The sequence below is a fragment of the Nitrospirota bacterium genome (assembly GCA_016214855.1).
In the GTDB taxonomy this organism is placed as follows: domain Bacteria; phylum Nitrospirota; class Thermodesulfovibrionia; order Thermodesulfovibrionales; family UBA6898; genus UBA6898.
This window is the reverse complement of record JACRMT010000007.1, coordinates 119,333-145,805: the sequence shown is the minus strand read 5'-3', so window position 1 is coordinate 145,805 and position 26,473 is coordinate 119,333. Positions and strand designations below refer to the sequence as shown.

At 51.1% G+C, this 26,473-nt stretch carries 22 protein-coding genes and 2 riboswitches; of the genes, 19 read left to right on the top strand and 3 right to left on the bottom strand.

The features are described 5' to 3' along the window. Positions 1-8: 8 nt before the first annotated feature. Entirely contained in the window at positions 9-656 is a 648-nt protein-coding gene (locus HZB62_08675) for a response regulator transcription factor (protein ID MBI5075219.1), read from the bottom strand. Continuing rightward, positions 653-2,986: a PAS domain S-box protein gene (locus HZB62_08670; GenBank protein ID MBI5075218.1), complete on the bottom strand. Its 2,334-nt coding sequence runs from the start codon at positions 2,984-2,986 to the stop codon at positions 653-655. Before HZB62_08670 ends, HZB62_08675 begins: the two co-directional genes overlap by 4 nt. Before the next feature lie 259 nt (positions 2,987-3,245). Between HZB62_08670 and cooS the strand changes: the two genes are divergently transcribed. After that, positions 3,246-5,165, top strand: a complete 1,920-nt coding sequence (cooS, locus tag HZB62_08665; protein ID MBI5075217.1) for an anaerobic carbon-monoxide dehydrogenase catalytic subunit — start codon at positions 3,246-3,248, stop codon at positions 5,163-5,165. Positions 5,166-5,191: 26 nt separating this feature from the next. After that, entirely contained in the window at positions 5,192-5,764 is a 573-nt protein-coding gene (locus HZB62_08660; GenBank protein MBI5075216.1) for a DUF1638 domain-containing protein, read from the top strand. A gap of 7 nt (positions 5,765-5,771) precedes the next feature. On the opposite strand, the gene HZB62_08655 is transcribed toward HZB62_08660, so the two are convergent. After that, complete coding sequence (locus tag HZB62_08655; GenBank protein MBI5075215.1) at positions 5,772-6,008, bottom strand: SelT/SelW/SelH family protein; 237 nt, start codon at positions 6,006-6,008, stop codon at positions 5,772-5,774. Between the two features lie 143 nt (positions 6,009-6,151). Then, a riboswitch (cobalamin riboswitch) is annotated at positions 6,152-6,353 on the top strand. 142 nt (positions 6,354-6,495) lie between these two features. Here HZB62_08655 and HZB62_08650 point away from each other — a divergent pair. The 17 genes from HZB62_08650 (at position 6,496) to HZB62_08570 (ending at position 26,338) form a co-directional block, all read left to right on the top strand. Then, the gene (locus HZB62_08650) at positions 6,496-7,365 is read left to right on the top strand and encodes a cobalamin-binding protein (GenBank protein MBI5075214.1); all 870 of its coding nucleotides are present in this window, start codon (positions 6,496-6,498) and stop codon (positions 7,363-7,365) included. A gap of 5 nt (positions 7,366-7,370) precedes the next feature. Beyond that, entirely contained in the window at positions 7,371-8,333 is a 963-nt protein-coding gene (locus HZB62_08645) for an iron ABC transporter permease (GenBank protein MBI5075213.1), read from the top strand. Next, positions 8,317-9,084: an ABC transporter ATP-binding protein gene (locus HZB62_08640; protein MBI5075212.1), complete on the top strand. Its 768-nt coding sequence runs from the start codon at positions 8,317-8,319 to the stop codon at positions 9,082-9,084. The genes HZB62_08645 and HZB62_08640 overlap by 17 nt, the downstream gene beginning before the upstream one ends. Positions 9,085-9,302: 218 nt before the next feature. Further along, complete coding sequence (locus tag HZB62_08635; GenBank protein ID MBI5075211.1) at positions 9,303-11,264, top strand: TonB-dependent receptor; 1,962 nt, start codon at positions 9,303-9,305, stop codon at positions 11,262-11,264. Positions 11,265-11,266: 2 nt separating this feature from the next. Continuing rightward, on the top strand, positions 11,267-12,025 hold the full coding sequence (locus tag HZB62_08630) for an energy transducer TonB (GenBank protein MBI5075210.1): 759 nt from the start codon (positions 11,267-11,269) through the stop codon (positions 12,023-12,025). Between the two features lie 69 nt (positions 12,026-12,094). Next, the gene (locus HZB62_08625; GenBank protein MBI5075209.1) at positions 12,095-13,681 is read left to right on the top strand and encodes a methyltransferase domain-containing protein; all 1,587 of its coding nucleotides are present in this window, start codon (positions 12,095-12,097) and stop codon (positions 13,679-13,681) included. Between the two features lie 5 nt (positions 13,682-13,686). Next, positions 13,687-15,009: a B12 lower ligand biosynthesis radical SAM protein BzaD gene (gene bzaD / locus HZB62_08620; protein MBI5075208.1), complete on the top strand. Its 1,323-nt coding sequence runs from the start codon at positions 13,687-13,689 to the stop codon at positions 15,007-15,009. Next, positions 15,010-16,521: a B12-binding domain-containing radical SAM protein gene (locus tag HZB62_08615; protein MBI5075207.1), complete on the top strand. Its 1,512-nt coding sequence runs from the start codon at positions 15,010-15,012 to the stop codon at positions 16,519-16,521. A gap of 42 nt (positions 16,522-16,563) precedes the next feature. Beyond that, a riboswitch (cobalamin riboswitch) is annotated at positions 16,564-16,751 on the top strand. 186 nt (positions 16,752-16,937) lie between these two features. Beyond that, positions 16,938-18,239, top strand: coding sequence for a phosphomethylpyrimidine synthase ThiC (gene thiC, locus HZB62_08610; GenBank protein ID MBI5075206.1), 1,302 nt, complete (start codon positions 16,938-16,940; stop codon positions 18,237-18,239). Then, complete coding sequence (gene cobU / locus HZB62_08605; GenBank protein MBI5075205.1) at positions 18,239-18,766, top strand: bifunctional adenosylcobinamide kinase/adenosylcobinamide-phosphate guanylyltransferase; 528 nt, start codon at positions 18,239-18,241, stop codon at positions 18,764-18,766. Before thiC ends, cobU begins: the two co-directional genes overlap by 1 nt. 14 nt (positions 18,767-18,780) lie before the next feature. Then, entirely contained in the window at positions 18,781-19,842 is a 1,062-nt protein-coding gene (cobT, locus tag HZB62_08600; GenBank protein MBI5075204.1) for a nicotinate-nucleotide--dimethylbenzimidazole phosphoribosyltransferase, read from the top strand. Then, positions 19,842-20,657: an adenosylcobinamide-GDP ribazoletransferase gene (gene cobS, locus HZB62_08595; GenBank protein ID MBI5075203.1), complete on the top strand. Its 816-nt coding sequence runs from the start codon at positions 19,842-19,844 to the stop codon at positions 20,655-20,657. The genes cobT and cobS overlap by 1 nt, the downstream gene beginning before the upstream one ends. Beyond that, a complete protein-coding gene (locus HZB62_08590) occupies positions 20,633-21,322 on the top strand; it encodes a histidine phosphatase family protein (protein ID MBI5075202.1) in 690 nt (229 codons plus the stop codon). The genes cobS and HZB62_08590 overlap by 25 nt, the downstream gene beginning before the upstream one ends. A 57-nt stretch (positions 21,323-21,379) precedes the next feature. After that, the gene (locus tag HZB62_08585) at positions 21,380-22,912 is read left to right on the top strand and encodes a cobyric acid synthase (GenBank protein ID MBI5075201.1); all 1,533 of its coding nucleotides are present in this window, start codon (positions 21,380-21,382) and stop codon (positions 22,910-22,912) included. Beyond that, the gene (gene cobD / locus HZB62_08580) at positions 22,885-23,886 is read left to right on the top strand and encodes a cobalamin biosynthesis protein CobD (protein MBI5075200.1); all 1,002 of its coding nucleotides are present in this window, start codon (positions 22,885-22,887) and stop codon (positions 23,884-23,886) included. Before HZB62_08585 ends, cobD begins: the two co-directional genes overlap by 28 nt. Next, complete coding sequence (locus HZB62_08575) at positions 23,883-24,944, top strand: threonine-phosphate decarboxylase (GenBank protein ID MBI5075199.1); 1,062 nt, start codon at positions 23,883-23,885, stop codon at positions 24,942-24,944. Before cobD ends, HZB62_08575 begins: the two co-directional genes overlap by 4 nt. Continuing rightward, the gene (locus HZB62_08570; GenBank protein MBI5075198.1) at positions 24,929-26,338 is read left to right on the top strand and encodes a cobyrinate a,c-diamide synthase; all 1,410 of its coding nucleotides are present in this window, start codon (positions 24,929-24,931) and stop codon (positions 26,336-26,338) included. Before HZB62_08575 ends, HZB62_08570 begins: the two co-directional genes overlap by 16 nt. Positions 26,339-26,473 lie beyond the last annotated feature (135 nt).

The window sequence follows — 26,473 nt, the reverse complement described above, 5'->3', positions numbered from 1 at the left end:
CGAAGGGACTAAAGCGAGGTCAGGCCTTCACGGATCGCATATTTGGTGAGTTCTGCAATACTGTGTATATCGAGCTTTGTCATGATGTTTGTCCTGTGCGTTTCAACGGTCTTGATGCTCACATTCAGATGCGCGGCCACCTGCTTGGTCGTTCTTCCCTCTGCCATGAGCTGAAGCACCTCACGCTCCCGGTCCGAGAGCTGCGAAAAGACTGACGGCTCGGACTTCCGGTCGCTCCTGATGTAATCCGCCAGCACGACACCGGCGATACCAGGACTGAGATATATCTTGCCCTTCATGATCGTCCTTATCGCCGTAATGAGCTCTTCAAATGCGCAGTCTTTCAAAAGATACGCTGACGCCCCGGCCTTGAGCATTTCGGAAACGAACCTCTTGTCAGAATGCATGGAAAGAGCTACGATCCTTATGTCGGGACGTTCCGCCAGGATCTGCCTGGTTGCCTCGATCCCGTTAAGCTCGGGCATGGCAATGTCCATAACGACAATGTCAGGAGACAGCTTTCTGGCCAGCTGCAGGGCTTCCCTTCCATCCTCAGCCTCTCCCAGCACGGTGATATCCGCATGCTTTTCAAGGAGGGTACGTAACCCGTCCCTCACGATCTTGTGGTCATCAGCCAGCAGCACTTTTATTGTCATGGGTACCTCTGCGTTTCATCCCCGCTCCTGGCGAGCGGTGATATGACCGTGATCCGCGTTCCCTTTCCCGGAGTTGAATCGACTTCCAAGGTGCCGCCAAGGTACTTCAACCGCTCCCGGATACTGAAAAAGCCGAATGTCAACCGGCGGTCGATGGACGAAAAATCAAAACCGATACCGTCGTCCTCTACCACGATCATGACGTTTTCATCAACCTTGCGTATATAGGTCAGGACCTGATGAGCCTGAGCGTGTTTGACGATATTCATATAGAGCTCGCGCACCACCTGGAAAAGAAGTATGCTCATCTCCCGGGTGAGCGGCTTGAGGTCTCCGTCATTTTCACAGGAAAAGAGTATGTAATGCTGTTTCTGCATCTGTTCGGAAAGCCATTCGATCGTTGCCTCAAGTCCCAGCTCGTAAAGGATCGGGGGGCTCAGTTCAAAGGTCAGAGATTTTGTCGATGCTATCGTCTGCTCGATGAGCCCCCGGATCTCATCGATCTGCCCGATATGGCCGCTGTCGCATGAGTCCTTGAGAGCACCGAGCCTTATCTTCGTGATCGCAAGGGTCTGGCCTATGTGGTCGTGGATCTGGGTGGCAATTCGCCGCCTTTCACTCTCCTCGGCAAGCGAAAGCTCGGAGGTGAGCGAACGCAGCTGCTCCTGATAAAGCGTGAACTTCTCTTCTGCCCGTTTTCTTTCTGTTATATCCCTCTGAATAGAGACAAAATGTGAGACCTTCCGCTTGTCGTCCCTCAACGGAGTTATCTGCCACTCGACATCAAAATGGGTGCCGTCTTTCCGGTATGCCACGGTCTCAAGGTAGAAGGCCTTGCTGTCTGCGGAACCTGCCTCGAACTTTGTCCAGACCATACCCTCGGCTTCAGGCCCCTGAAGGATAAGTGACGGTTTCCCGATGACCTCTTCGGCAGTGTAGCCGGTCATCTTGGTAAATGCTGCGTTCACAAAAACGATCTTTGCCATAGGACGTGCCGGATTCGCGGTGGTGATAACGATCGAGTCCCGTGCCTGCTGGATTGCGGTCCGCAGGAGATGAAGCATCTCCTCAGCCCGCTTCCGCTCGGTAATATTATTAAAAAAAGCGAGTGTGGCAGGCCTTCCCATCCAGGTGATAAGAACCGAGTTGATCTCAAGCCACCGTACCGTTCCCTCGGGATCAATGATCCGGCTGGAAAAGAAATGGGGGAGGTTATCTCCGCGCAGCCGTCTGAGGTGGCGCTCCCTCATCAGGTCACGATCGTCGGGATGGATAAACTCGGTAAAGGGTTTTGAACGGAGGTCGTCGCTGGAATACCCCAATATCCTCTCTGCCTTGGGATTTGCATACTTGAAGAAATCATCCTGGGTCACCACAATGCCTTCGTTCGCATGCTCGACAACAAGCCGGTATTTTTCCTCGGATATCCTGAGCACCTGCTCAGCCCACTTCCGTTCGTCGATCTCCTGATGCAGATTCTCATTTGCCTGGGTGAGCTGCATGGTCCTGATCCTGACCTTGTCCTCGAGATCCATGCGGCACTGCTCAAGAAGGTTCTCATGATATTTCTGGGCAGTAATGTCATTGCCGATGCAGAGGATCTCGACGACACTGATGCCGTCCCTGAAAAGCGCGCGATTGGTCCAAGAGATCCAGACCCTTTCGCCGTTCTCCCGTATGTTCTCGTCCTCAATATTCTCATAACGCTCCGGATTCTTTCCGATCTCCCGGAACATCTTCGTGAGCTTGCGCTTCCTCTCCGCAGTCTTCGGAATGATCGTTCCGAGCACATTCCTGCCGACGATCTCCTGTTCTGCAAAGCCGAAGAACTTCTGTGCAAAGGCGTTGAAGAATATGATGGTGCCTTTCATATCCATACGCATAATTATGCTGTTTGCGCTCTCGACAAGCTCTCGATACTTGGCTTCACTCGCCTTCAGGGCATTTCTGGCCTGCTTCTGGTTGGTGATATCCTCGACCGTGCAGATCATGCCGTCGTACTGCCCGTCCTTCACCTTGGGAATGAGCCAGCCGGACTGGAACGTCTGCCTGCCCGCCGGCGTCATCACAGGGACATCGGCGTAATGCACCGGCTTCAGGGTCTCTTTCGCCTCAAGGTAATGGAGCTTGAAATATTGCGCGGCATTCTCGGCGAGTTCGCTGAAGACTGCGGAGCCGATAAGCCGCTGGTGGGTTACACCGGCGATCATCTCCATGGCCCGGTTGGCGTAGTGGATCACATCATGCCGGTCAGCGACCCATACGCCTGAGGTGATCCCGTTCATGATGAATTCGTAGAGGTCGTTGCTGATATGGGGCTTTTTAGACATGGGTGAGTATTCCCTGCAATGTCCGGATCATAGCATCAGGGAAAGATTTCTCTTCTTCCCTGCATGCAGCTGAGAGCAACAGGCAATAATGATCTTTCATCTGCCCTATTATAAAAGTGATGAGCAATGATGTCCATTGCTCTTTCCCTCCGTCCGATATCCCGAATGAGCCGTCGTATGATCTGCATCATACCTCTTTGATCTCATTCTTGCTACGCTCCAGTTAGCTTACAGAACTCTACGGAAAAAAGAGGAAACCATGCAGACAAAACTTGCCATCATAAAAAAACGCCATCAGGATACACCGAGCCATGAGATCCATCAGGCCGCTGTCAGCCAGGGGATGAGCACCGTCTTCGAACGGTTTGAGGCCCAGCAGCCGCAGTGCGGGACCTGCAGGAAAGGCTTGAGCTGCCAGTTATGTTCTGACGGTCCCTGCAGGATCAGCGCCAAGGCTCCTCTGGGCGTATGCGGCGCCAGCGGAGACGTCATCGTGGCCAGAAACCTGCTTCAGCTTGCCGCCATCGGCACTGCTGCGAACACGTATCAGTGTCGCAACCTGGCATATACCCTTAAGGCGATCGGAGAGGGCCGTTCCCCCCTGAAGCTCAGGGACGAAGGCAAACTGCAGAGAATGTGTCAGGGTCTCGGCTGGGACCATACAAGGCCGGCAAACGAACTTGCGGTCAGATTCGCGGACTTCATGCTCAATGAAATAGGCAAACAGGGCAGTGAGCCGATGACGCTCATGGACCTTTTCGCCGTCGATAAAAGAAAAGAGGTCTGGAAGGAAAAAGGCCTGTATGCCGGCAGTCCCGGGGCAGAGGTGCTGACCGCATTGACAAAGTGCATGACCAATATCAGCAATGACCCCGTTGATCTGATGAACACCGCGCTCCGCCTCGGTCTTGCCAACGAATACGTCGGACTCTGGGGTATCACCGTGATGCAGGATATCCTGCTCGGCACGCCGGAACTGGTCACGGGAGATGCCAATATCGGATGTCTTGACCCCGCAACCGTAAATATCATATCCAACGGCCACCAGCCTGTTTTTGCGGGACACATTATGGAAAAGGCCGCGAGCGCCGGGTTCCAGGCTGCTGCAAAAGAAGCAGGGGCAAAAGGCATCAGGCTCTATGGCTCTCTCTGCGAAGGGCAGCAGCTTATGAACGTATCAGGCCAGGGGCATTACAAAGAGATATTCGGCGGCCAGTTGGGCAACTGGATCCAGGAAGAGCTTTTTATCGCTACCGGGCTCGCAGACATCTTCCTCATGGACCTCAACTGCTCGGTCCCGACACTGAAGGACTATGCAGACAGATACGGCACAAAACTGATCAGCACCGATCCTGTAGTGCGTTTCACCGGCGTGGAAGCCATTGATTTCAACCCTGAGAAGGCAGACGAGCAGGCAGACCGCATCCTGCGGGAAGCCATCGAACAGTTCAAAAAACGTAAGGCTGACAAGACAAGGGTCATAAATCTGCAGGCAGACAGTAAGGGCACTGAATGCATCGCCGGGTACACCACCGAAACGGTCCTCACCATGTTCGGCAACAACATCAATACCTATATAGACGAGATGAAGAAGGGAAATATAAAGGGAGCCGTGGCTGTTGCCGGCTGCACCAATGTGCGCCACGATCAGGGAGGAAAGTCGATCCAGCAGCTGACCCTGGAGTTGATTAAACGCGACATCATGGTCATCGGTGCAGGCTGCGCCTCGTCCACACACCAGAACCTCTGCATGTCAACAAAGGATATGGCCAAGAAGGCAGGGAAAAGGCTGAGGTCGGTCTGCGAAAAATACGACGTGCCGCCCATTGTCTCGTATGGTTCCTGCACTGACGTCGGAAAGATCCTTGATACCGTAGCGGCACTGGCCTGGACCATAGGCTGTGATACCAGCCAGTTGCCTGTGGCTGCCTCGGTCCCCGAGTACATGGAACAGAAGGCAATCGCTGACATCTTCACCGCACTTGCCTTTGGGCTGCTGACCCATGTTTCACCTCCTCCGATGATAAGTGGCAGCAGTCTTGTGACAAAATACCTGACTGAAGATATGGTCCATGTTACCGGCGGGAGGATGCTCCTTCAGGAAGATCCGGTCAAGGCAGCGGATGAAATAGAGGCGCACATCATGACAAGGCGGAAGATAATCGGGTTCGACGTCTGAGCCGCACATGTGATATTCTGAGCAGCATGATAAAAGAAAAAAGCACCTTGTTCATCAGCTGCGGCATCTTTCAGGAGGAGCTGCAGCACCTTGCCCGGAAAGGGCTCTTCCGCGGAAAGATCATGTTCCTTGACGCTGCGCTCCATGTCAACTTCGATAAACTGAAGGCTCGTCTCGAACAGGCGCTTGAAGAGGCAATGGAGATGGGTGCGGAGCTCAGTGTTATTTACGGCCATTGCCATCCGGACATGATGGAGATCCTTGAACGTTTCGGGGCAAAAAAGCTCGCAGCCGGCAACTGTCTGGAAGCTATGATCGGGCCTGAGGAGATGATAAGGCTGAATGCCGAGGCGACAAGTTTTTTCCTGTCAGCAGGATGGATAAACAACTGGGAGAAGATGTTTGAAATGGGCAGAGAGGATTTTAACTTTGACTTCAGATCAATGTTCGAACATTACAAACGGATCCTGGTGCTGGACACCGGAATAATTCCTTTGGATGAAGAAAAAATTCTTAAGTTCAGCGCCTTCACCGGCCTTCCGGTAGAGCGGAAGATCATCACTCTGGACTATTTCCTTGGCCTTATCAAAAACATATGATTGGTTGTCACCGAGAGCCATCCTGCCTTCTTTTGATATCATCCACAATCTTGTTATGGTCAGGGAAATGCCCGGCCGCCTTCTTTGAATAGATGCTCTCGCCGTTGAACGTGACCTCGAAAGCGCCTATGTCCCCTGAGTGGATAAGCTGTACGGTTAACCCTGTTGCGGATTTAATGGCCATTGCCAGGCTCGCCGCCATAGGCCGGTAATTACAGGTTCCGCAGTATTTGATCGAAACCATGCTTGGCCTCCTTTCTTATGCACAGACGCATTATTTTGTGCCATGCGACCCATAACTTTCAACCGTGCTCCGGCACGTACGATCCCATGACGATGTGCCTGCTGATAATCTCAATTATAGCTTGACAGCAGTATCGGACAATCCTATAGAATGTACTAACGGGTGCAGAATGCTTAATAGGGAATTCCGTGTAAACCGGAAGTGGTCCCGCCGCTGTAATCCTGATCCCGGTTGATACCGGGATAAGCTCCTTTGCTGGTAGTACGCCACTGTCCGCTGCGGCGGATGGGAAGGCTGGCAAAGGTCAGGAGAGCCAGAAGACCTGCCTGTAACATAGCAATAAGCCTTCAGCTATTAGCTTATAGCTGACTGCTGAAAGCTGAAACAGCCTTCCCGCGGAGGAAGGAGAGGATGAAGCAAACCAGGGTGCAATCCTCAGGAGCCTTTTTATCAGGCCCTGAGGATTTTTTATTTTAAGGAGAAAATAGTGAAACCGTTTTATGCTGAATCAGTGGCTATAAAAATATCGGTATTGCTGGTCACTGCTTACTGCTTACTGCTTACACCAGCTTCCGCTGATTCTCCGAAACGCATCATCTCTCTTGCGCCCAACATTACCGAAATCCTCTTTGCACTCGGTGTTGATGAAAGGATTGTGGGCGTATCAAGTTTTTGTGATTATCCGGAAGCAGCTAAACAGAAGGCAAAGGTAGGCGGCTTCTCGAACCCCTCTCTTGAGGCAGTCGTTTCCTTAAAGCCTGACATGGTCCTTCTGACATACGACGGAAATCCTCAGGCCTTTGAAGAGCGGCTGCGCAGCATGAAGATCCGTACTGTTGTTATCCGGGCCCGAAAGATCTCCGACCTTCCGGCCGGCATTCGGCAGATCGGTGCTGCAGTCGGTGCCGGGGAAAAGGCAGAGCTCCTTGCCGCTGACATAGAAAAAAGACTTGACGTATTTAAGGAAAGAGATCGGATATCCCTCAGCCAGGCAAAGCCGGCCAAGAGGCAGAAGGTCCTCTTTATCATCTGGCCTGATCCCCTCATCGTTGCCGGACACGGAACCACGACCAGCGAAGCACTTGCACTCCTTGGACTCGAAAATATCGCGGCAAAGACATCGACAGCCTATCCCAAGTATTCGATCGAGGAGATCCTGCGTCAGGCTCCTGACATCATCTTCATCGGCAAGGGAAATGGCATGGATGAGGTTGCTGACGGCCTGCTCAGAAGACTGAAAACAGTTCCTGCAGTAAGGAATGGAAAGGTCTTTTATGTGAGCGATTATCTTTACCGGCTCGGCCCCCGGACCATGAATGGAGTGGATGAACTGGCAGCGCACCTTAAGAAACCATGAAAAATATGAAATTACGCATAGCGTTCATCATCCTGATATTGATCATCGCATTTGCCATATCTCTCATAGCAGGCGCAAAGCTGATCAACCCTTTTGCTGCTGATGAGGTGTCCCGGGAGATCCTCTTTTCGATCCGCGCACCGCGAAGTATCGTAGCAATCCTGATGGGAATGGCGCTCGGCGCATCAGGAGCCGTGCTTCAGGGTATTCTCAAAAATCCTCTTGCTGATCCCTACATCCTCGGGATATCAAGCGGGGCGTCCCTTGCTGCAGCCCTTGGCATTATGGCAGGCGCCGCCTTTCTCGGCACATTCACCATCCCGTTCATGGCCTTCATCGGAGCGCTCGCAACAGGCATCATGGTCGGCCTCATGGGATGGCAGCGGGGAGGTTTATGGCCTGAAAGGATCCTCCTTGCAGGAGTGGGGCTCAGTTTTCTTTTTTCTGCAATGCTCATGCTGATCATGAGCATATCGTCTGATGAAGGGCTCAGAAAGGCAATGCTCTGGATCTTCGGCGACCTTTCCATGTCAGAATGGCCGAAAGTCCCCTATGGCCTTGTTTTTGTGGCTGCCGGCGTCTTCGTCTCCATGATCAGGGCAAAGGCCCTCAATGCCCTGATCCTTGGAGATGAGTTTGCCCATAGTCTCGGCTTCTCTCCCCGCAGAGAGCGCCTTATTCTCTTTATTTCGGTCGGGCTTCTGACCGCAGCATCCGTTTCCCTTGGCGGCATGATCGGCTTTATCGGGCTCCTTGTCCCCCATATCATGCGTTTCTTTATAGGATCCGATAACCGGCTGCTTGTCCCCTGCTCTGCTCTCGGCGGAGGCGCCCTGCTCTGTATTGCCGATGTCATCAGCAAGTCTGTGCTCCCTCCCATGGAGCTTCCGGCAGGCATTGTCACGGCAATTATCGGCTCTCCCTATTTTCTCTACCTGCTCAGGAGAAAAAATGTCCTCAGCATCTGAACAAAAAATACTTGAGCTGAACAGCCTCTCCTTCTCGTATCGGAAACAGGAGGCTCTTATACAGAATCTGTCTTTTTCCGTCGGTCAGGGTGAATTCATCGGACTGCTCGGCGCAAACGGCTCGGGAAAGTCCACGATCCTGAAGCTTGGAAGCGGTATCCTCAGTCCGGCGCAGGGAACCGTTCGGCTCTGGTCAAAACCATTGCAGGCATACCTCAACAAAGATCGGGCAAAGCTGATAAGCTACCTCCCGCAGACGCTTGATATCGCCGTGCCGTTCACCGTACAGGAGCTGGTAGGCATGGGGCTGTATCCCTATGACATACCGCCCGCTATGAGCGTGGACAGTGCCCTCGAACTGGTCGGGCTTCAGGACAAGGCCTCTGCTCACCTTTCAGATCTGAGCGGAGGAGAAAAGAGGCGGACATTCATTGCCATGACCCTTGTCCAGGGTGCAGGCCTCCTTATGCTGGACGAACCGCTCGCGAATCTCGATATCAAATATCAGATAGAACTGGTGAGACTCCTGAAGAAACTGAGAGATACAAAAAACATCTCAGTTATCATGGCGCTCCACGACATCAATATTGCCCTCCAGTTCTCAAAGGTCATGCTGGTAAAAAACGGTGCGCTTCTTGCCACAGGAAACCCTGAGGACATCCTGACTGAAGAGCGCTTAAAAGATGCTTTTGATGTTCAGGTGAGCATCATGCATCATGCTGACGGAAGCCCTTTCGTCCGATATGGATAAGAGCTGACCATGATAACAACACGTCACGGGTTACTGCTTCTTGGTGAAGGCAGGCGGTAGAAAGCCCCGAGTCAGGATACCCTTGATGCACCAGACGCCAAAAAACCCTTCGTGGGACGAGGAGGTAGCAGATGAGACGTGAAGGAGGATAATGCGAGCTGTCATCAGAAGCAGAGCAGTTTAACCGGAATCCAAGATAAATAAAGGAGATGATATACATGAAGAAGATCCTATCGGTAATAATCATGCTTGCATCCTCGCTGCCGGCATGGGCAGATGAGAGAACACTATCCGTTGACGAAGTCGTTATAACAGCAACAAGAGCAGAAGAGGACATCTCAAAAATATCATCGAATGTTACGGTCATCACGCAGGATGAGATCAAAAAATCAACTGCCGTAACAGTCCAGGACCTGCTCAGGAATGAGGAAGGACTTATTATCAGGGATCTTTTCGGCACAGGCACAAAATCCACGGTCGATATGAGGGGTTTTGCGCGCGGTCTCAATACGGTCATCATGATCGACGGCAGAAAACTGAACGAGATCGATTTAAGCGGCGTGGACTGGAACACGATCCCGCTCGAGAACGTTGAACGTATCGAGATCGTCAGAGGGAGTGAAAGCGTTCTCTATGGTGACAATGCCATGGCCGGCGCTATTAATATCATCACCAAAAAAGGCTACCTGAAAAAACCGGATCTGGTCCTTGATGCCAGGGCCGAAAGTTATAGCGGTTATTCCGAGCACGCAACTTTGAGCGGCGGCAATGAGTCGATAGGCTATTTCTTTTTTCTCAAGCACCGCAAGACCCAGGGGTACCGGGATAACAGCGAATTCAATGCCTTTGATATGAGCACGAAACTGAACATCAAGGTCAATGATTATCTCAGGGCCGATATTGCTGCGGGATTTCACGATGATGACCAGGGTCTTCCGGGCGGCCTCACCGCGCAGGAGGTGGAGCGTGACAGAAGACAGTCTACAACGCCTGGGGACCGCGTCGATTTTAATCAGCGCTATGTTGATGTAAAAGCAGCAATCGTGCTCGGCACTTGGGGCGAACTTGAAGTTGGATACAGCTACAACAACAGGAAATTCAATTCTGATCTTATCTTCTTCGGATCGTCTTTCAATACGATAAGGGATACGGGTACGTCAGGGCTGCGGATCAAACTGACTGCTGACGGCAAGATCGGCGCGTACAGAAATCTGCTTGTTACCGGTGTAGACTTTTATGATTCGTCGGTCAGCAATAAGACGACATTCTCCGGATCTACGACCTTTTCAGACATAGACAAGAAAGAGACTGGGCTCTATATTCAGGATGAATTCTTTGTCAATGACAAATGGACCGTCAGTCTCGGCTATCGATATTCCGATACAAAGTTCAATGATACCGTGGCCGGATTTACAACCGTCTCTGACCGGCAAAAGTTCACTGAAAATGCCTTCAAGGCAGGCCTCACCTATAATTATGCCAAGGGATCAAAACTGTTCGTTAATTATGCCAAGGGATACCGGTTGCCGACCACTGATGAGATCTTTGATTTTACCGGTACCATCACGACCCTTACATCCGAAAAATCTGATACCTACGAGGCAGGCGTGGTGCATTCCTTCGGAAAGCGCCTTCAGGGCAGATTAACCGTTTATGCTATGGATGTTAAGGACGAGATCTACTTTAACCCGACAGGCGGTCCCTTTGGATTCGGTGCAAATGAAAATCTCGACAAGACCCGTCATCACGGAGCAGAGGCAGGACTGACCGCTGCGGTCATAGAGAACGTATCACTGTTCGGCAACCTGACCTATACAGATGCAAAGTTCAGGTCTGGTCCGTACGAGGGAAATCACATCCAGCTGGTTCCGCGCTATAGCGCAAGCATTGGCGCTGATTACCGATTTTTGAAGTCCCTCCTCTGGGCGGTCAATGCCAACTGGGTCGGCAGGAAATATATGGACAACGATGTTGAGAACCTTTTTGACAAGGCAGAATCGTATGTTACAGTCAATACGAAACTGTCGTATACCAGAAAGAACGTGACTGCTTACCTTGGCGTGAACAATCTGTTCGGTGAAAAATATTCCGAGTATTCAATTGTCGGATTCGGGGGAAACAAGAACTTCTATCCAGCGCCTGAGCGCAATTTCTATGGCGGGGTAAGAGTCGTTTTCTGATCATGGCCGGTATCAGGCATGATATCATCTCGTCGGTGATGGCCCATTCCGTCCTGCTCGCTGCTGCCCTGCTCATCGGAGGCAGCAGCGAGATCAGGAAGGCAAGCCAGATCACCATTTCACTTTTTGATGAACAAGAAAGCAGTTCTGCCGGTAAGCAGACAGCCTCAGCCGGCGCGATGCAGGGCATGCGGGCCGTACCGGCGCCAAAGACTGCCCTGAAGGCAGTGGCAGCATTGTCCGCAGCTCAGCCGGTCGTCTCCAGGCAGGACCCGGAGCCTTTGGCTCCTGTGCAGCATCAGTCAGATACTGACAGAGATTCCGGCCCGGCAGGGGCAGGAATCGGGGAGCAGAGTAATTCCTCACGCGCCGGGGGAAGCAGCCCCTCTTCTGTTGGCAATCAGACTTCCCGGAGCAGCAGCGGAGAGGCAGGCGCTGCCTTGGCGTCACGAGCGCAGAAAGGACAGGGAACTGACACAGGAACCGATATCTCAGTGAGGCAGAGGATCCGGGATGCCCTGCAGGCCAATCTCGTCTATCCCTATATAGCAAGAAAGAGGGGCATGGAAGGTACCGTGCACGTTGAATTTCTGATCAATACTGCCGGCATACCGAAGGACATCAGGATCATAAAGGGATCAGGCTATCAGATACTCGACAGCGCTGCGCGGGAGACCGTATTAAAGGCTTCACCGTTTGCGTACAGGAATGGCCTCATTGCCGTGCCCATTACCTACCAGTTGATTCAAAAAACTGAATGAATATTCTCATAAAGCTCTCGGCTTGCCGCGTTATTGTTGGTGGGGCGAGAAGTAAAAGGAGACTGAGTTATGCGCACGGGATTTCGTCCTGGATATATCGGTAATGGCAAGGTCAAGACGCTGCCGTACCTTGAACACGACGCCCAGAGTTCAAGCTCACAGTATCTTGAAGATCTCGCCACCGGGTACTGGTTTTCGGAGATCTTGTTCACCGCAGTCGAGATGGATATATTTTCGCTTCTCGAACCGCAGGGCTCTACACTTAAGAATCTGGCAAAGGAGATGCGTGCTTCTCCCGCTGCACTAAGCCGCTTCCTCGATGCCCTCCTGGCCATGAAACTGATCACGAGCCACAAGGGACGTTATTACAACACCAGCCTTGCGCAGCACTATCTGGTGCGTGGCGTAAGGGATTATCAGGGCGACTCAATCCTCTGGAGGAAATATCTCCAGACATACTGGAAGGGGCTGGGAGACTGTCTGAAAACAGGCGGAAGGGTCAATTACCAGAATGACTCGTCTGAACTGTCTGACCGCATAAAAAACTACGTCCGTGCCATGGACTGCATTGCCAGGACAAAGGCGCATCAGATCATCGGATTTTTCAGCGGCATGCCGCTGACCGGTAATCTCCTGGATGTAGGTGCAGGCTCAGGCGCAATTGCTGCAGCGTTTCTCAGGCAGAATCCGGAACTGAAGGCAACGCTCCTTGACCTGCCTGAGATTCTGAACCATACCAGGAAACTATTACAGGATAAAGAATACGGCGGCAGGATCCGATACCTCGCAGGGAACATACTGGAGATATGGCCGGTAAGAAAAAAGGGGTTCGATTTCGTGGTGCTGTCGAATATCCTTCATGCCTATTCGGAAAAAGAACTGCCGCATATTCTGTCGACAGCTGCGGATGCCCTCAAAAAAAACGGCATCCTGCTGATCCATGATTTTTTCCCCGAGCATTATCCGGAGAAGGCAGCGCTTACCGATCTGAACATGCTGATCAATACTTTTAACGGCAGAGTCTTTTCCTCCAGCCTGATTCAGGATGAACTGCAGCGACTCGGTTTTGCGCAGACAGCCCTTCTGCCGTTGGAGACTGATACCGCCCTTATCATTGCATCGAGGAACGAAACAACTCTTGGACTATTGCAGATTGACCCTATAGATCGCTTCATGGCAAAGATGCAGACCCTTGGATTCAGAAAGGCGTACCGAATAAATGCAAAAGACATCTGCATGACCAACTGGACTGACATAAAGTGCAGATTCGGATGCAAGCGCTATGGCAGTCCGAACTGCCCGCCAAACAGCCTCTCCCCTGAAAAGACCGGCGCAATGATAACGAGCTATCACACGGCAGTCCTTGTAGAAGGTGAACCGCCTGCAAGAGATTTCCAGAAGAGGGTTCTGGAAGCTGAGCGCGAGGCTTTTTTAGGCGGATATCACAAGGCATTCTCTTTTTGGGCCGGCCCCTGCTCCCTCTGTGCTATATGCGCGTCTGACGGCAACTGCAGGAAAACTGACCATGCAAGACCATCAATGGAGGGGGCCGGGATAGATGTATTTGAAACCGCAAGGCGTGCAGGGGCAAAGGTGAGGACGCTGACGAGCAGGACTGATTACATAAAATACTTTGGCCTCATTCTTCTGGACTGATGATCATGCGCGTACTTTTAATTCAGACGCTCTCTGTCGAGGGGATAACACAGGAAAGAGTTTATCCCATCGGCATCGTGACTCTTGCCGGAGGACTTAAGCGGGCAGGCTATGAAGTGAGCATCTTTGATATGAATATGGAGGCAGACCCTTATGGCGCAGTCAGGGCCAGGCTAACGGATTTCAGACCCGACATCGTAGGGCTGTCATTGAGAAACATTGATCCGCTCGGCAATAAAACAAGTTCCCTTATACCTCCTTTTCTCGTTACGGCAAAGATGGTCGCTTCTCTTTTGCCTGAGGCGAGGATCATTGCAGGCGGCACGGGATTTTCGCTTTTCCCGGAACGGCTTATGGCTGAGGTACCGGAAATTCATTATGGTATCGTGGGAGAGGCTGAGGACACATTACCCCTTCTGATCTCCTCCCTGGACAGACCTCGTTCTCTGCCGGGTCTCTGTCTCAGGAGTAATGGCCGGATTCAGCTCACGCCGCCGTTGCAGAAACTCGATATGGCCTGTTATCTGCCGCCGGACCGGGCGCTGCTCGATCCGTCTCTCTATGCGGAGATAAACAGCTATGTGCCTGCCATCGGCATTGAGACAAAGCGCGGATGTCCCTTTCACTGTGCGTACTGCGTCTATCCAAAGCTCCAGGGAAGCCACATCCGCTGCCGCTCGCCCCGTGCGGTCGTGGACGAAATAGAGCAGTTGCATAAGGAATACGGGATAGAACGATTCCATTTTACCGATCCGATCGTGAACTTTCCTGAAAATCATCTTAACGATATCTGCGACGAGATCCTGAAAAGGCATCTCAGAATCAAGTGGGACGGATTCATGAGAGAGGATCATTTCAGTCACGAAAATGCGATCCTCTATGAAAGAGCCGGATGCGAGTGTTTTTCCTTCTCCCCTGACGGCCTCTGTCAGGAGTCCCTTGACCTTCTGGACAAGAGGCTCAGCGAGCAGGACATTCTGAAGGCCGCAGCAATAGCGTCAGAGACGGATATAATCAGCGTATATCATTTTATGGTCAATGTGCCGGGAGAGACAGAAAAAACCTGCGACAAAGGACTGCACACAATCGAGAAGCTTTATGATATCCATGGCAGGAAAAGAAATCTCGGTACTATTGTGCTTAATAACATACGCATTCTTCCGGGAACGCCGATCGAGAGGCTGGCACGGGAAACCGGAGTAATAGGGCCCGAGACAGATCTCCTCTATCCGACCTATCATAATCCCAAACCGTTCGACTCTTTCAGATACCGTCTTGAGGCCCTGCATCTTCGCAGAAACATCCTTATGTGGCATGGGGGAAAATAGATGAAAGTACTCCTGCTGGAGCATCCCCGGAGCATCACGCCGGACCGCTGCAATGATATTGCCAATACGCCTCTCTCATCCTGTCTCATCAGCGGCTATGCTGCGGGTATGTTGGAACAGTGCGGCCACGATGTCAGGATAATCGAAGGGTATCTGGACAAACTCGGGTATGAGGAGATTGAAGCCAGGATCACCTCGTTTGCCCCGGATATCCTCGGTGTGCATATGGTCTACCACTGGAAACAGGACCTCGCCCTGTTCGCTTTTCTTGCCCGTGTCAAACAGAAGATGCCTGCGTTAACAATTACCGCATATGGTTTTTATGCAACCATATCTGCTGCCGACATTATGAAACATTGCGCGGCTGTTGACGCAGTCATCATCGGAGAGGCTGAGGCGCCGTTTGTGTCGCTTGCCGGAGCAGTATCCGCAGGTCGATCTGTTTATGAACTGCCCGGGATAGTGGATAGACCTGGTTTATGCAAGAGCAGCAGCAGAAAACAACAACCGATCACTGACCTTGACTCCATTCCTTTTCCGATGCGTACAGAGGCCCTGTATCGCCTTTCCGAGGTAAATATCCTCGGCAGCCGCGGTTGTTACGGCAGATGTACATTTTGCTATATCAACGGCTATTACGGTCAGGGGGTTCCCTGGCGCGGACGCAGCCCGGAAAATATCGCAGCAGAGATTTCGGTCATCATGCAAGAACGGGGGAAGAAGGAGTTCTATTTTACTGATCCGAACTTCTTCGGACCGGGGCAGACAGGGCAGGAAAGAGCCCTCCGGATCGCTGCGCTTCTGAAACCCATGAATATTGCCTTTGGCATCGAAGGCAGGGTCAATGACATTCACGATAAGACAATAGCCGCCCTTGTTGACGCAGGTCTTCGCCATATCCTGATCGGGTTGGAGAGCGGACGGGATGAGTCGCTCAGGAGAATGAACAAGATGACGACCGTTGCCCAGAATGAACAGGCCCTTCGCATCCTCAGAAAACACGGGATAGAACCGAATGTCGGTTTCATCATGTTCGAGCCTGACTCGTCTCTGGAGGACATCCGCACTAATTTTGAATTTCTGAAGAGGAACGACCTGCTGAAAAATCTTTCTGTAACGGCAAATGTGCTGTATCACCACCAGATTGTTCTTGAAGGGACGCAGGCCTTCCATGCATTGAAGCAGGAAGGTCGTCTTGAATCCGCAGGTTCATCGTATGAGGGCAGTGCACAACTGAAAAATCCCGGGGCTGCCATACTTGCAGATTTCATGCGGCAGGTTACCAATATCCTCTTCAGCCGCATGGACGGTATATGGAGCGGTACGCTTATCGAGCCGCCGGGCATGCAGAGACGATATGCGGAAATTAACCGGGTCCTCGTGGACCTGTTCGAGAAAAATCTGTCTGCGCTTGAGGCAGGGGAATTGATCAGCAGGGAACGTATCGCACGTCAGGTACAGAAAGCTGATACAGAGATAGAAAGAAGCATGTCCAATTCCAATGTAAACTGATAAATACAAATAGAGCTTGCATATTTGTATGCATTCGGTATAAAAAAGAATAGTCATTCAGGTGCCGCGAGGCATAATAGGGAATCCCGTGAGAAGAGATTCAATTCGGGAACGGTCCCGCCGCTGTAACCGGTACGAACGCTGATAGGGCCACTGGAGGAAACTCCGGGAAGGCCAGCAAGTAGGATGAACCGGAAGTCAGAAGACCTGCCTGGACATGACAGTATCAGTAATCAGTGAGGCGTGTTCAGATGGAATGCTGGCACAAATCTATGACGCTGATTGTTTTTAGTCTTCCCGCGGATGGAAGGCGAGGATGAAGTGAAACAGGGTGCAATCCTCAGGGCTGATGGTATGCCTTGGGGATTTTTTTTTCCTCGGGCAATGGAAATGAAATCAACAAGGAGGAAAGAAAGATGACACAACTGGAACGGGCAGCGCTGGGTGAAGTGACGGAAGAGATCAAAACAGTTGCAGCAAGTGAGGGACTCGATATCGAAATTGTTCGAAGGCGGGTTGCCAGCGGAAAGATCGTTATTCCATCAAACAATAACAGAAGAAAGAAGGTCGTTGGCATCGGCAAGGGACTGCGCACCAAGGTGAATGCCTCGATCGGCTCGTCCACCGAGATCGCCGACATTGCCATGGAGGTCGAAAAGGCCAGGATCGCTGAAAAGTATGGCGCCGATACCCTGATGGACCTGAGCGTCGGGGGAGACATTGAAAGGATCAGAAAATCGGTCCTCGATGCGATCAGCCTTCCGGTCGGTACCGTCCCTCTGTACGAGGCCTTTGCCATTGCGATCGAACAATACGGCGCTGCCGTAAATATGCCTGCAGAACTGCTCTTTGAGATGATCGAAAAGCAGTGCGAGGAAGGAGTCGGGTTCATGGCGATCCATTGCGGCATCAACAAGAGGACCGTGGAAATGCTCAGGAAGCAGCATTACCGCTATGGAGGGCTCGTTTCAAAGGGCGGCTCATACATGGTTGCCTGGATGGAGCACAACAACAAAGAAAATCCGCTGTACGAGCACTTTGACCGCGTTGCAGCAATCATGAAGAAATATGACGCAGTACTGAGCCTCGGAAACGGCTTCCGAGCAGGTGCTATCCATGACGCCTCTGACCGTGTTCAGATACAGGAGATGCTTATCAACTGCGAGCTTGCGGAACTCGGCAGGGAGCAGGGCTGCCAGACCATGGTCGAGGGTCCGGGGCATATTCCTATCAACGAGATCGAAGCGAATATCATTATGGAAAAGAAGATGAGCGGCGAGTCGCCATTTTATATGTTAGGCCCGATCACGACCGACATTGCGCCGGGCTATGATCATATCACTGCCGCTATAGGCGCTGCGCTCTCTTCTTCGTTCGGAGCTGACTTCATCTGTTATGTAACACCGTCTGAACACCTCGGTCTGCCGTTTCCTGAAGATGTCAGGGAAGGCGTTATTGCATCGAGGATTGCAGCCCATGTCGGCGATATGATCAAGCACAAGAACCTGCATCAGGATAAAGAGATGTCAAAGGCAAGGCGGAATATGCAGTGGGACAGGCAGTTCTCCCTTGCGATAGACCCCGAACGGGCCCGCGAGATAAAGGCAAAGAGGGGCAACGGTGATGAGCATTCCTGCACCATGTGCGGAAAGTTCTGTGCTAATGACATTCTCAGGGGCATGTTCGAAGCTGACATGGCAGGCTCGGACAAAAAATAATGCCTGAACGTAAGGGCAGGATTATCTTTGTGCTCGGCGGGGCGCGGAGCGGCAAAAGCTCCTTTGCGCTCAGCCGCGCTTCTGCATATGAAGGACAAAAGGCATATATTGCCACAGCCCAGGCATTTGATGCGGAGATGCAGGAGCGGATCGCGAAACACAAAGAGGAGCGCGGAAGCGACTGGGATACCATCGAAGAGTCTGTAAATTTGGCAGAGGTATTAAGAACTGCTTCCTCTGCCCATAATGTTGTTCTCGTTGACTGCCTCACCCTCTGGCTTTCTAATCTCATGCTTGCTGATAAAGATCTGGAAAAAGAGATGCAGTCTTTTATCGCATCACTCATTACTCATCACGCATCACGGATTTTTGTTGTCTCAAACGAAGTAGGCATGGGCATTGTCCCGGAAAACGAACTTGCACGGAGGTTCAGGGACCTGGCAGGAAAGTTAAACCAGAAGATGGCGGCTGTTGCCGATGAGGTCTACCTCGTGACTGCAGGAATACCGTTTAGGATAAAGCCGTAACAAAAGGAGAAATCGTGGATCTGTTACATGACACATTGAAGTCTATCAGGCCGGTTGATGAAAAGTGGTATGCTGTTGCCCAGAAGCATCTCGACAATCTTACAAAGCCGCCTGGCAGCCTCGGAAGACTTGAAGAATTTGCGCGGAGGATAGTAGCAATCGCCGAGAATAATAATCCAGTTATCGACAGGAAGGTGATGTTCACCTTTGCCGGAGACCACGGTATAGTTGCTGAGGGTGTTGCGGCATATCCCAAAGAAGTCACCACCCAGATGGTATTCAATTTCCTCAGGGGTGGCGCCGGCATTAATGTGCTGGCGAGACATGCAGGGGCAGAGGTGGTCGTGATAGATATCGGTGTCGATCATGACTTTGGCGGAGTAGAAGGGCTCATGAGCAGGAAAGTGCTGAGTGGCACCAGGAACTTTGCGAAAGGACCTGCCATGTCAAGAGAGGAAGCGACAGCCTGCATTGAAACCGGGATCGAAATTGCCAACGAATATGCCGGGAAGGGCTACAACATGTTCGGGACCGGCGACATGGGCATCGGCAATACGACTCCCTCAAGCGCAATTGTCGCAGCACTTACCGGAAGACCCGTTTCAGAAGTGACGGGGAAAGGCACCGGCATATCGGACGAAGCACTGATACGTAAAATAGCGGTGATTGAAAAAGCCCTTACGCTCAACACGCCGGACGGCAAAGACCCGATCGACGTACTTGCGAAAGTCGGCGGAGCTGAGATAGGGGGCATTGCCGGATTGATCCTCGGCGCTGCTTCAAACAGGATACCGGTCGTAATTGACGGCTTTATATCCACGGCAGGCGCGCTGATCGCGCATACGCTTGAGCCGTCATCCGGAGACTTTATGTTCGCTGCTCATAATTCTGTTGAAAAAGGACATCGCGTGATGCTTGATGCCATGGGGCTCTCTCCGATTCTGGATCTGGACATGCGGCTCGGAGAGGGTACTGGTGCAGCACTTGCCATGTACCTCCTGGAAGCGGGTCTCAGGATCTACAAAGAGATGGCTACCTTTCAGGAAGCCGGCGTGTCGGACGAGATAATCAACTAATGAAAAAAGTGCTGCTTGCAATACAATTTCTGACCGTTTTTCCTGTGAAGGTGAACGGCAGCGTATCTGAAGAAGATATGGTTGATTCGACCGTCTTTTTCCCGATAGCAGGAGCATGTCAGGGGCTGATGATAGCCTTGACAGCGGCAATAATGGTTCGGCTTTTCGATGCAGAGGTTGTATGCGGTTTTATTATTCTGGCGCATATCATGTCCAACGGAGGATTTGACCTGGACGGCCTCGCAGATACGGCTGATGGCCTGTTTGTGAAAGCTTCGGGTGACGCTGCTGCAGATATCGAAAAACGGCTGCTGGTCATGAAAGACAGCGCAATAGGCGCTTCAGGGGCCACTGCAATCATGATGTCGCTTCTGCTTAAATTTCTGCTTCTGACCAGTCTGTTTCATGCGGTTTCTTTTTCTGTATTTCTTGCAGCCATAGTTATGATGACCGTATTTTCCAAGTGGGTAACAGTCCCTGCAATGCTGCATGCGGACTCTGCGCGACAGGACGGCCTCGGAAGGATCTTTATCGATAATGTCAGGGCGGGTCATCTGATGGGATCGACGCTGGTCCTGATCATGCTTTTTGCTGTCTCTTTTTTTGCGCTTCTGCAGGGCAGATTCCAGGCAAACTATGCGATTTTGTTTGCTCTGCTCGCTGTATCACAATATCTTTTTTCTTTTTCAGCAATTCAGTTCTTCAGAATGAGGTTCAACGGAATGACCGGCGATACGCTCGGCGCATTGAGTGAGGCTTCAGAGATAATCTTTTTAATGGTGACATACGTATGGTTACGACACTCTACCTCATAAGACACGGCGAAACAGAAGGCAGCGAGACAAAGCGCTACAAGGGCAGCATGGATGTGCCGTTGTCAGAAAACGGCATACGGCAGGTAGAAAGGACAGCTGCGTTTGTGGCCGCACATGTAAGAGGCGCCTCGTCTTCAAAACATGCGAGCTATCTCAAGGATATCCATGGCACACAGGCGACCCTGTCCGGGATTTCTGACAGGCTGAAGGCTGTCTATACATCTGATCTGGGCAGGGCAGTCAAAAGCGGAGAGATTGTTGCTGCTCCTCACGGCATTGTTCCTATTGAGGTCCCTGAACTCAGGGAACGGAACTTCGGCATCTGGGAAGGCATGAGCTTTACAGAGATCAGGGAGCAGTATCCTGAGGAGTTTAATGCCTGGGCTGGCAACCCGCTGAAATACAGTCCGGTAGACGGTGAGAGCACACTTGAGGTGAAAGAAAGAACGATAAAGGCTCTGAATAACGTACTGTCAGGCCATGCCGGAGGATGCATCGCTGTTGTTGCGCATGGCGGGGTCAACAGGATTATCCTCTGCCATATACTTGGTATACCTTTCGAAAACATCTTCAGAATAGAACAGGATTATGCTGCTGTGAATATTATCGAGTTCTGGGATAAATACCCTGTTGTTAAATTACTGAATGGAGGCGTGTTTAGGTGAACTTTTCTCTGTTTGTCTTTTCTGATCACTATTCACTGATAACTGATAGCTGTCTCCATGGCTAAAGCTCTTATGATACAGGGCACGGGTTCAGGCGCAGGCAAGAGCCTGATCGCAGCAGCGCTATGCAGGATCTTTTCTGACGCAGGAATAAAAGTCGCTCCATTCAAGGCCCAAAATATGGCGTTGAACTCATTTATTACCCGGGAGGGCGGCGAGATCGGAAGGGCTCAGGCTCTGCAGGCTGAGGCATCAAGGGTGGAGCCGACCGTTGATATGAACCCTATACTGCTGAAGGCCTCTGGAGAGATGGGCTCGCAGGTGATCATCCATGGCAGGGCATTTCGCTATATGAAGGCACAGGAATACTACACCTTCAAAAAAGAGGCATGGAAGGCAGTTACCGCATCGTATGACAAACTCGCAAGGGATTATGACCTGATTATCATGGAAGGCGCCGGCAGTCCTGCAGAGATAAACCTTATGAATGTGGACATTGTGAACATGTCTGCTGCAAAGATGGCAAAGGCGCATGTGTTTCTTGTTGGCGATATCGATAAGGGCGGTGTATTTGCATCGCTTTATGGCACCGTTAAACTTTTGGGCAGGGACAGCAGGCATATCAAGGGATTTATTATCAACAAGTTCCGCGGTGATATGGAGATTCTTCGACCCGGACTCCAGATGATTCAGGACAGGACAGGGAAACCGGTTATCGGTGTGCTTCCCTATGTTCATGATCTGGGGCTGCCTGAAGAAGACGGCATGGCTTTATCGCAAGGGCCAAGGGTCAGGGGGCAGGGGTCAAGGGAGATCAAAATAGTCATAGTCAGGCTGAAATATATCTCCAACTTTACAGACTTTGATCCGCTTGCGCAGGAGCCGGATGTGGAACTCGTATACTCTACTAATCCTGTCGAGATCGAAAACGCAGATATGGTGATCGTCCCCGGGTCGAAAAATACCGTTAAGGATCTGCTGCTTCTGAGGAACCAGGGCCTTGATCAGAGCATAAGCAGGGCATTTGCGAAGGGTATTGATGTTATGGGCATGTGCGGAGGATATCAGATGTTAGGCAACAGGATCCTCGATCCATATCACGCAGAAAGCACACACGCAGAAGTAGAAGGCCTCGGGCTCCTTAATATAGAAACTGTCTTTGAAAAAGAGAAGATCACCTGTCAGGTGGAGGCAGAGATGCAGATGGTAAATACCAGCCATCAGCTATCAGCCATCAACTATCAACCTTTGAAAGGCTATGAAATACATATGGGCAGGAGTGCTGGCGATATCGGCCTGTTCAGAATTAGTAGATTGTCCTCTGACTCGTCACCCATCACTCATAACTCATCACCTCTTTTTGACGGCTCACTCAATAAAAACTGCTGGGGCACCTATCTGCACGGCATTTTCGACAACAATGAATTCAGGCGTGATCTGATCAACCGGATCAGGGAGAAGAAGGGCCTGCCTGTCCTGCCGGTTTCGGTCGACTATACAGGTATGAAGGAAAAGGCCCTTGACAGCCTTGCCGCCATGGTCAAAGAGAATATCGACATGGAATTCGTCAGGAGGGTTCTGAACCCGTGATAGGACCTCTTGAACTTATTCTTGCATTTATTCTGGACCTCGCGATAGGAGACCCTCGATGGCTGCCCCATCCTGTAAGGATGATCGGGAATGCAATAACTCATACGGAAAGGTTATTGCGGGCTATATTTGACGGAAGAGGGGAAAAGGCTGCGGGGATAATGCTTGTGATTTTGATCGTGGTTCCGTCGGCCCTGATCGCATTTTTTGTTTCAGAGCTGCTGAGGCGGCCAGCCTCTGGATTGCTTTTTGTCATCGGCAATGCGCTCCTGATATATCTTATCGGAACGACGATTGCCCTGCGGGAGCTTATCTCCTCAGCAAAACAGGTGATCGACTCCGTAAAGGCTGGCATGCTTGATGATGCCAGACAGCATCTGAGCATGATCGTCGGACGGGATACTGCAGACCTTTCTGAAAAGGGTATCCTGCGCGCAACGATCGAGACGCTTGCTGAAAACCTCTCTGACGGCGTGATTGCACCGCTTTTCTATCTCGCTATCGGCGGACTGCCGCTTGCAATCGCATACAAGGCGATCAACACATTAGACTCCATGGTCGGCTATAAGAACGAAAGATATGTCCGTTTTGGCTGGGCTGCGGCAAGGCTCGACGATGTCGCAAATTATATTCCCGCAAGAATAACTGGTGTGCTTATGGCCATCGCGTCTCTTATCTTTGGTTGTTCTTTGTCCTGTAGCAGAGCATCATTGAATATCATGCTCCGGGACGGCAGGAATCATACAAGCCCGAACAGTGGAGTTCCTGAAGCTGCCATGGCTGGGGCACTTGGCGTCAGGCTCGGAGGGCCTTCGACCTATGGGTGTCTGCTTGTAGATAAACCCTATATCGGAGATGATGTGGCCGGGGATTACCGTGCAGCATCCGGTCAGGCCATTTTGCTTGTCCTTCAGGCGTCTGTCCTGTCTGTTGCCGCCGCAGCGGTTATTGTCGGATTAAGGACTATGTTATGACAGGACACGGCGGGAACATCCATAAGGCTTCGCAGATATCAGGCCTGCCCCTGAAACAGATTCTTGATTTCAGTGCATCCATTAATCCTCTTGGGCTGCCGAAGACTGCAATTGCTGCAATAAGAAAGGCTATAAGTCTTCTGCCACACTATCCGGAGCCTTTTGCAGATTCGCTTGCCTCCCGTATTGCGCTGCACTACAGTCTTCCTCCCGAGTCTCTGATCTGCGGCAACGGCAGTACTGAACTTATATATCTGATTCCGAGGGTTCTGAAACCAAAAAGGATACTTGTTGCTGCTCCTACATTTTCTGAATACGAAAGGGCATGCAAAAGCATTCAGAAGTCGGAAGTCAGAAAACTGAAGCTGAGACCCGAAAGCAGATTTGATATCAACCCTGAAGCATTTATTAAATCGATGCATGGCTGCGATCTTGCATTTCTCTGCAATCCGAATAATCCAACAGGCAGGCTTATAAAGAGAAAGGATGTTCTAAAGATCGCAGACGCGGCCAGAGAGTTCGGCTGCTATCTTGCAGTGGATGAGGCGTTTATGGATTTCTGTCCTGATGAGACGGTTATGAAGTATGTAAGCAGAAATCCGTATCTTATTGTGCTCAGGTCCTTGACCAAGTTTTATGCGCTTGCCGGGCTCAGGATCGGATTTGGCGTCTTTCCCCTGCCTTTTGCGCAGAGGATGAAAATACAGAAAGAGCCCTGGACAATAAATTGTCTGGCTGATGCTGCCGGCAGGGCTGTACTCAATGACACCGGATATCGGTCAAGATCGCTCGAAATGATGCATGGTGAGAAACAGTTTCTCGAAGCGGGCCTCGAAAGACTTGGCATTAACCATATCCGTTCGGTTGCGAACTATTATCTTCTCGAAATGAAATATGCGCAGAAGGTTATTCGTGATCTCTCAAAAAAAGGTATTCTTTTGAGGGACTGCTCCAACTTCGATGGCCTCGCCGAAACATACATGAGAATTGCGGTTCGTTCAAGAAAAGAGAATAAAATCCTGCTGAAGGAGTTGTCAAAATTATGTCAGGCATCGTAGTGGCAGGTACACATAGCGGTTGCGGCAAGACAACCATAACGCTCGGTCTTATGGCTGCGTTTCGGAAGAAAGGACTTCGCGTCCAGCCGTTCAAGTCAGGGCCTGACTTTATCGATACCGGTCTTCATGGGCTTGTGACCGGAAGGCGTTCGAGAAACCTCGACCTCTGGATGTGCGGAGAAGACTTTGTGCAGAACTGTTTCAGAAGACATCTGCGTGATTCAGATATTGCAGTGGTCGAAGGGGTGATGGGTCTGTATGACGGCAGCTTGAGTACTGCCGCGCTTGCCGGCTGCCTCGGTCTTCCTGTTGTCCTCGTTGTTGATGCGTATGGCATGGCAGAAACTGCAGGAGCGATTGTAAAAGGTATAAGAGATTTTAGACCTCCCCTCTCTCCCCTCCTTGGCAAAGAGGGGATGGGGAAGGTGGAGTTGTCCCTTAATTTCGCCGGTGTCGTCTTTAACCGGGTAGCATCGGAAAATCATTATAAGCGGCTTAAGGAAAGTATTACGGATATGCCGGTGATGGGCTATCTGCCAAGAGACCTGAACTTTGAGATACCGCACAGGCATCTGGGGCTGACAACTGCGGAGGATGAACCTATTGCTCGGGAAAATCTCGAAAGACTTGCGGATACGGTTATTCAGCACATTGATATCGATTGCATCATGAAGAGCGGATCGAGCATGAGGCATCAAGGATCAGGGATAAGGGATAGCAAGGATCAATTCTCTGCTCCATGCGACGTGCCCCCCACGTGTCGTATTGCAGTTGCCCGTGACAGGGCCTTCTGCTTTTATTACGAGGACAATCTTGATCTTCTGAGAGAGGCGGGTGCAGAGCTGATCTTTTTCAGCCCTCTGGAGGACGCACAGTTGCCTGCTGATATTGGCGGTATCTATATCGGCGGAGGGTATCCTGAACTCCATGCTGAGCAGCTTTCCCAAAACAGATCCATGCTCGGGTCAGTCAGGGATTTTGCAGAATCAGACGGCGCGATGTATGCAGAATGCGGCGGACTGATGTATCTGTCAAAAGGAATCTGGAAATCCGAAACCGACAGATATGAGATGTCCGGAGTTTTCCCCTTTGAGACTGCAATGAAAAAAGGCAGGTCGCGTCTTGGATATCGTGAGACAGCCCTGATCAATGAATGCATCCTCGGGGGCAGCACTACTGTTGCCAGGGGGCATGAATTCCACTATTCTGAGATTATGGAAGGTCAGGATCAGGGTGTGGCACGGGCTTATTTCGTGAAGAACGGCTCGGGGGATACACTTCCGGCAGAAGGGTATTCTTATAAAAAGACCCTTGCCAGTTATATTCATCTCCACTTCGGAAGCAATCCGACTATACCAAAGGCGTTTATCAATTCCTGCAAGGATAAAAGGTAATAAAAAAGATGGAACATATCATACTCATCGGACACGGAAGCCCAAAAAAAGAGGCAAACAATATTGATATTGTCGGCACGCTGCTGCATAACGCCATTCACCGGGACTGTTCATCTGCATGCGTAAGATCGGCTT